Origin of the sequence: Jatrophihabitans sp., from assembly GCF_036000465.1 — a bacterium.
Classification (GTDB): Bacteria; Actinomycetota; Actinomycetes; order Mycobacteriales; family Jatrophihabitantaceae; genus Jatrophihabitans.
On record NZ_DASYFV010000051.1, the window covers coordinates 26,150 to 33,177 of the forward strand.

Genomic DNA, 7,028 nt, shown 5'->3' on the forward strand with positions numbered 1-7,028 from the left:
AAATGGTCGGCGCCCCGGGCGGTCGTCCGCCCGGGGCACCTGTCGTCGGCTCGCGTTCCACGAATCCCCCCGTTCGAGATCCCCGGCGGCGGGCCGACGTGTCTGGGGCTCGCGCTAGCTGAGCGTGAGCGCGGCGTCGTCGATCAGGAACGACGTCGGGTTGCCGGCGTTCTCGACCCCGACGAAGGACAGCGTCACCGTCGAGCCGGCGTAGGCCGACAGGTCGACGACGCGGGGCACGTAGCCGTACCCCTGATCGGCGTTCGAGAACGTCTGAAGGGTGGTCGACCCGACCTTGACGCTGAGCGTGTCGACGGCGGTGGCCGGGCTCTCCGAGCTGGTGACCCAGAGGTAGTAGGACAGCGTCACGTGGCACCCGGCCGGGATGACGACCGTCTGGGCCGCCGAGTCGGTGTGCGCCGTGCCGTACCCGTCGAGCCAGGCGTAGTAGGTGCCGCTGTGGGCACGTCCGGTCGAGGCGACGCCCGGGGTCAGCGTCCAGCTTGTGCCGTTGCTCTCGAAGCCGCCGTTCTTCAGCGGGGCGGTCGCGCAACTCGCGGTGGCCGCGGCTACGGGCCAGCTGAAGACCGCCGTGCCGTACGCGCCGGTCTGGTCGGTGGCCGTCACCGTGACGTTGAACGTCCCCGCCGTGGTCGGCGTCCCGGAGATGAGGCCGTTCGAGCGGATGGCCAGGCCGGTCGGCAGGCCGGTGGCGGTGAAGGTCAGCGTCGCGCCGGCGGCCGAGTCGGTCGCCGCCATCTGCTGGCTGACCGCGACACCGGCGGTGCCGCGGCGCGGGCCGGGGTTGGTCACCGTGACGAGGTTCTTCGTCACCCAGGTGAACGCGGCGGTGCCGTACGCGCCGGTCTCGTCGGTGGCGCGCGCCGTGACCGTCGTCGTCGCGATGGTCGTCGGCGTGCCGGTGATCAGACCGCTCGCGCTGATCGAGAGGCCGGCCGGCAGGCCGGTGGCGGTGAAGGTCAGGGTGGCACCGACGGCCGAGTCGGTGGCCGTGAGCTGCTTGCTCACCGGCGCGCCGACGATGCTCGTGAGCGCACCCGGGCTCGTCACCCGGACGGTGCGGATCGTCGAGTTGATCGCCCACGTGAACGACGCCGAGGCGAAGGCACCGGTGTTGTCGGTGGCGGTGACGCTGACCGTCCTGGTGCCTACGGTCGTCGGCGTCCCGGCGACGAGACCGGACGAGCTGATCGTGAGCCCGGCCGGCAGGCCCGCCGCGGTGAAGGTGATCGTCGATCCGGCGGCCGAGTCGGTGGCGGTGAGCTGCTTGCTGACCGCGACGCCGACCGTGGTGGCCTGCGCGCCCGGGTTCGTCAGCGTGACCGTGTTCGAGCTCGTGGCGCCGACGGTGGCGTGGGTCAGGTCGCAGCGGTTGGTGTCGTTGGACCAGCTGCCCTGCATCGCGAAGCTGCCGTACGCGGTGGCGATGTTGCCGGCGCCGCCCTGCTGGCCGCTGCCGAGCCACGCGCACTCGTCGGCGTTCTCCTCGCCGTTGTACGAGCTGCCGGTGACGTTGACCCAGCCGCTGTCGGGCAGCTGGTCGGTGATGGTCTCGGCGTACTCGTGCCCGAGCACCATGCTGTAGCCGTCGAGGGCGCCGCCCGCACCGTTGAGGAAGCCGGCGCCGCAACTGCCGCCCGCGTCCATCACGTAAGGCATGTTGGTGAAGGCGACGTAGCCGTGGCTCGAGCCGGTGTAGCTGTGCCAGGCGCAGAACCCGCCGGTGCGGTAGTTGTCGGGATTCGCGCCGGGGGGCGACAGGACCACGTACTGCGTATACCGGTTCGCCGCCTGCGTCAGGTTGCCGAAGTGGGCGGCGGCGGTGACGGCCTCTCCGCCGAGCTGCGAGCCGGTGGCGGCGGTGGGCGCGACGGCGCTGTTGTCGTACCAGACGCCGGCGAGCGCGCCGCCGGTCGGATAGCCGATGTGCGGCGCGCCGGCCGGGCAGGTGGTGGCGCCGACCGCGACGAGCGAGCCGTCGCAGTACTGCGTCATCGTCCCCGACCAGGCCTCGTTGTCGGTGCCGAGCCCGCGGAACATCTTCTGCAGGTACGGGGCGCCGCCGGCGGTGTCGCCGGAGAGCGTGACGTTGCCGCCCGCGTCGGTGCCGGCCGTGCCCCACTGCGAACCCCAGAACACGAGGTAGACCTTGGGGGCGCCGCTGGTCACGCCGATGCCGGCGACCCCGCCGCGGTAGGAGAGCGTCTGGGTGCCCGTCGCGGCGGCGGTCGTCGCGAAGGAGCGCACCCGCTGGTGCGACGCGGCGTAGGCGCGGATCCGGGCCTGCTGCGCGCGGGTCGGCACCGCGCCGTGGCGGTAGGCGTGCCGGTAGCTCGGCGAGTACGGGTTGGCCGGGGCGCTGCGGTGCGCGCTGGACGCGTGGACCGCGGGGGCCGGTGCGGCGGCGGCCGGGACCGCGCCTACGGTCGCGGCGACCACGACGGCACCGATCGCGAGGGAGACCGCTCGGGCAGGCCACGAGGGCAGGTTTCGAGCAGCGGACACGACAACCTCCGGCGGTTGCGTCGGCCCGCTTCGAGAGGTCGGGACGATGCGGTCGCCGGACGAGTCAGAAGCGGGTAACAGGGCACTTGGGCAATTTCTGCCGGAGTCCCCTCAGTCCCTGCACTGCATCCGGTGCCCGAACTATCTCACACGGATTTCACTTCAGACAAGACCGGGATCCGCGCCACCCTCCGCGAGGGCGCGCACGACGGCCTCGTCGGCCTGCTGCTGCCGTTCCAGATCGCGGGCCTGCTCGTCGCGCTCGTCGCGCTGGGAGCGGGCCAGGGCGAGCTCGATGTGCATCGCCCGATCGTCGGTGTGCTCAGACATAGGACGGACGGTACGAGACGAAGGTGAACAAACCATCAGGCCGTTCCGCCCGGGCGACCGCTCAGCCGGTGACGGCGGCCCGAGCGCTCGACGTGGCGTGGTGGTGGACGACCGATCGGCCGAAGAACTTCCCGAACGCGAGGGGGACGGCGTCGTCGCAGGCCAGGGAGATGGTGCGGCGGTCCGGGGAGAGTTCGGCGGCGATGTGGACCGGGTGCCGCGCCGGGTCGCGGGCCAGGAACTCGCGCACCTGGTCTTCGACGCCGGCGAACGGGAGCGACGAGCTGCCCGCGACCGGACCGCCCCGGTCGAGGTCACCGGCACCGGCTGCCGCCGCGGCGGCGGCACCGTCACAGATGTCCTGCAGGTCGCGCTGCTGGACGAACGCCTCACCCAGCGCGATCGATCCCGCGACCATGATCAGCGCGATGAGGAAGAAGCCGAGGATGAGCGGGATCGTGGACCCGCGGTCGTCGTCGCTCATCCGCTCACCCGGAAGTCGTCGACGTGGACGACGTACTCACCGATCGAGCGGATGCCGCGGCCGGACAGGATCGACGGCACGGCCGGCAGCTGGGTGCGGCGACTGACGCAGACCGTGAACTCGGCGCCGGCGGCGAGCTTCGGCGTGATCGACCCGGCGTCGCAGTTCGACCCGGACGCCACGAAGCGCACGGTCGCGTCGTCGGGCAGGCCCTGGTCGGCCAGCGCGAGCCGCACCGCCGCCCGCACCCGCCGCTCGGCCTCGGCGGCGGTGTCGCTCGTCGCGAACGCGCGGCCGGCGTCGCGCGCGGCCTGGCTCACCGCCAGCTGGTTGCGCTGCACCGTCGCGACCGCGGCGATGAGGTAGACGAGCGGCACCATCACGACGACGGCGACGAACACGAACTCGACGATCGCGCTGCCGCGGTCGTCGCCACGCTCGGGTCGTCTCACGGGCGTCCCTCGCGCAGGACCGACGACGTGGTGTCGACGGTCAGCGGCAGGCCGAGCGGCAGGAACAGCAGGCGGATCCGTCCACGGCAGTGCACGGTCGTCGTGGCCAGGCCGGAACGGGTGTCGCGGTCGGCCCGGCCGACGCAGCTGATCGCCTTCGCGTCGGCGTCGTCGAGGCCCTGCCGGAGGAGCATCGCGGCCCGGGGACCGCCCGCCCTCGGGTCGACGCCCTCGGCCGCGGCGTAGCGCGCCGCGTCGGCCGTCGAGGCCGCGGCCACGTTGCGGGCGTAGAAGTACACGGCCGCCTGCAGCACCGCGAAGAGCAGGAAGACGAGCAGCCCGGCGAGCATCACGAAGTCGATCACGGCCGCGCCGGTGTCGCCGCGCGGGCGGCGACGGTTCGTGCGGACGGTCACGGGAATCGCGTCAGTTCTTGCCGCTGACCGAGTCGATGATCCCGGTCAGCGCGCTCTTCACCTGCGGCTCGAAGATGCCAAGGATCGCGACCACCAGCACGGCGGTCATGACCGTCACCATGACCCATCCGGGCACGTCGCCCCGCTCGCGGTCCTCGCGCAGCCGGGCCACCGATCCGAGCGTCCATACCCTCAGGTACGCCGTCAGCTTCGTCATCGAACATCTCCTCCGTGAACTGATCAATGCGTCAGGGAAGTCAGGGTCAGCAGGCCGGGGAACAGGGCGAAGAGCACGGTGACCGGAAGGATCAGGAAGACGACCGGCGCCATCATCGAGATCTCCTTGCGACCGCCGGCCTCGAGCAGGGCGCGCTTGCCGACCTCGCGGACGTCGACGGCCTGGGCCCGCAGTACCTCGGCGAGAGGGGTGCCACGTTCGACGGCGACGACGACGCCCTGCAGGAAGCGGCCGAACGAGTCGACCGTCGTCTGGTCGGCCAGGTCGGACAGCGCCGTCGTGATCGGCGTGCCCGCGCGGGCGCGGGCCAGCGCGCGGTCGAGGTCGCGCGCGAGCTCGCCGCCGGTGAGGCGGCATACCCGCTGCAGCGCGTCGACCGGTGATTCGCCGGCCACGACGGCGAGCGCGAGCAGGTCGGCGACCACCGGGAACTCCGACAGCATCGCCTGCTCGCGACGCTGGAGTTGCCGGCCGAGCCACCAGTCGCGGCCCAGGATGCCGCCGAGCAGCCCGCCGAAAGCGGCCAGCACCACGACCAGCGGATCGATACTGCCGCGGGCGGCCGAGCCGAGCAGCACGAGCAGCCCGGCGCCGACCGCCCCGCCCGCACCCCAGAGCACCTGCTCGACGCGGAACTCCTCGACCGTCATCGGACCGCCGAGCCCGGCGAGCCGGCGGCGGACCGACGCCGAGCCGCCGACGACCCGGTCGAGGAAGCCGACGGCCTCGCCGAGCGCGGGTCCGAACAGGCGCCGCACGACCGCGAACGGCGCCGACGTGGCGCTCGGGCGGGCCAGCAGGCGCGACGGTGGCGGGGTGTCGCCGAGATAGGGCGCGACGCGCTCGGCCAGCCGCACCGGGCGCATCGGCGGCGTCGCCCGCACCGCGACGACAACCCCGAGAGCCGCGAGCAGGCCGAGCCCGGCTCCGATCAGCACGCCGGTGCTCATCGCAGCACCCGCTGCTCTTCCGGCAGCCGCCCGATGTGCAGCATGGCGCGGTACGCCACGACGCAGACGGCGCCGCCGATGCCGAGCAGCACAGTGCCGCCGGGCGAGTCGTAGGCGGTCAGCGTCTGCGACTGCGTGCCGAGCAGCAGCAGCACGACCCAGGGCGCCGCGACGGCCAGTCGAGCCGCGTTCACCACCCAGCCCTGCCGGGTCTCCAGCTCGGCCCGGGTGCGGGCGTCGGCCCGCAGCAGTTCGGAGAGCGTGCGGAGCACTGTGCCGAGATCGCTGCCGCCGACCTCTCGGGCGACCCGCATCGTCTCGCACACGCGGTCGCCGACCGGGTCGGCGAGGTCGTCCTTCAGCGCGTCGAGGCAGTCTCCGAAACGTCCGCTCGCGCGGTAGGCCGAGGCGAACCGGCCGAACGGCGCGCGCAGCTCCACCGGCCCGCGGACCGCCAGCGCGCTCAGCCCCTCGGGCAGCGACATGCCGGCGCGCACCGCCGAGGCGAGGTTGTCGACGGCCTCGGGCCAGAGCTCGCGCAGGGTCACCTGGCGACGGCGCCGCATGCGGCGCACCACCACCAGCGGCAGGAAGAACCCGAAGATGCCGAAGCAGGTCGCAACCGCGGTGGTGCGGGTCATCGCGACTACCAGCACGAACGCGACGAGTGCCGCGACGACCTGCGCCCCGGTCAGCTGGGCCGGGCCGACGCCGTCGATGCCGGCCTGGCGCAGCAGGTCGCGACGCCGCGTCGCCCAGCTCGGCGCGTGCGGGCGCCGGCGCTGCGGCGCGCGCGGCCCACTGCGCCAGATGAGCAGCAGGCCGAGGCCGCCGACGAGCCCCAGCAGCGCACCCATCAGCGCTCGCCCACGGCGTGGACGGCCGGCCCGCGATGCGCGAGCACGTCGGCGAGGTCGACGCCGGCCGCCTCGTACCGCTCGGCCTGCGGCGGGTACCCCTCGGCCCGCTCGAGCCGTCCGCGGCGCGAGGTGAAGACCTCCGAGGTCTCGATGACATCGCCCTCGATCCGCCCGGTGACGCCGACGATCTCGCGCACCCGCCGTTGCCCGGAGGCCTCCATGGCCAGGTGCACCACGATGTCGACGCTCGCCGCGACCGTCGGCACCACGAACGACGCCGACACGTTCTCCCCCGCCAGCAGCGGCAGGGTGCACATCTTGACCAGCGCCTCGCGCGCGCTGTTGGCGTGCAGGGTGCACATGCCCGGCAGGCCCGAGTTGAGCGCGATGAGCAGGTCGAGATGTCAGCCACTGATCAGCGGCTTCGGCGCTCCCCTACCCTGCACGACCACGGCAGCCTGTCACCTGATCGTGCAGCAGCCCCGGGTGATCGGAGATCACCACGCCGCAAGCGGCTCGTACTAACGCTTGATACACGGGTGATCTTTGCTGTGCTGGTCGTCGAAGAAGACCGGAAGATCACCCGTGTATCAGCCGATCTCGCGCAGGTGCACTCGCAGGCCTCGCCGCGCATATCAGTCTGTCGGAACACGTTCGATCGGTTGGGATTGGTGCCTTGCGGGGCGGGCGGACGGTCAGGTGGCGGCCCTCGCCGAAGGGGCACGACGGCGTCGGCTGATGCGGTCGTCCCGGATCGTAGATGCAAAGATCT

General features: G+C 72.7%; 8 protein-coding genes and 1 pseudogene. All 9 read right to left on the bottom strand.

The window, feature by feature from the left end; all coding sequences use genetic code 11:
• Positions 1–114 precede the first annotated feature (114 nt).
• Positions 115–2,526: an Ig domain-containing protein gene (locus VGN18_RS16330; protein WP_327540771.1), complete on the bottom strand. Its 2,412-nt coding sequence runs from the start codon at positions 2,524–2,526 to the stop codon at positions 115–117.
• Between the two features lie 162 nt (positions 2,527–2,688).
• Positions 2,689–2,856 carry a hypothetical protein gene (locus tag VGN18_RS16335; protein ID WP_327540772.1) on the bottom strand — a complete coding sequence of 56 codons (168 nt, stop codon included), beginning with the start codon at positions 2,854–2,856 and terminating at the stop codon, positions 2,689–2,691.
• A gap of 61 nt (positions 2,857–2,917) precedes the next feature.
• On the bottom strand, positions 2,918–3,340 hold the full coding sequence (locus VGN18_RS16340) for a pilus assembly protein TadG-related protein (RefSeq protein ID WP_327540773.1): 423 nt from the start codon (positions 3,338–3,340) through the stop codon (positions 2,918–2,920).
• Positions 3,337–3,792 carry a TadE/TadG family type IV pilus assembly protein gene (locus VGN18_RS16345; RefSeq protein ID WP_327540774.1) on the bottom strand — a complete coding sequence of 152 codons (456 nt, stop codon included), beginning with the start codon at positions 3,790–3,792 and terminating at the stop codon, positions 3,337–3,339. Before VGN18_RS16345 ends, VGN18_RS16340 begins: the two co-directional genes overlap by 4 nt.
• A complete protein-coding gene (locus VGN18_RS16350) occupies positions 3,789–4,208 on the bottom strand; it encodes a TadE/TadG family type IV pilus assembly protein (RefSeq protein WP_327540775.1) in 420 nt (139 codons plus the stop codon). The genes VGN18_RS16345 and VGN18_RS16350 overlap by 4 nt, the downstream gene beginning before the upstream one ends.
• A gap of 10 nt (positions 4,209–4,218) precedes the next feature.
• Complete coding sequence (locus VGN18_RS16355) at positions 4,219–4,425, bottom strand: hypothetical protein (protein ID WP_327540776.1); 207 nt, start codon at positions 4,423–4,425, stop codon at positions 4,219–4,221.
• A 23-nt stretch (positions 4,426–4,448) separates the two neighbouring features.
• Positions 4,449–5,396: a type II secretion system F family protein gene (locus VGN18_RS16360; protein ID WP_327540777.1), complete on the bottom strand. Its 948-nt coding sequence runs from the start codon at positions 5,394–5,396 to the stop codon at positions 4,449–4,451.
• Positions 5,393–6,253 carry a type II secretion system F family protein gene (locus VGN18_RS16365; RefSeq protein WP_327540778.1) on the bottom strand — a complete coding sequence of 287 codons (861 nt, stop codon included), beginning with the start codon at positions 6,251–6,253 and terminating at the stop codon, positions 5,393–5,395. Before VGN18_RS16365 ends, VGN18_RS16360 begins: the two co-directional genes overlap by 4 nt.
• Positions 6,253–6,657 (bottom strand): annotated as a pseudogene (locus VGN18_RS16370) (CpaF family protein); the annotation flags it as partial. The pseudogene VGN18_RS16370 and the gene VGN18_RS16365, both read right to left, overlap by 1 nt.
• Positions 6,658–7,028: the final 371 nt, after the last annotated feature.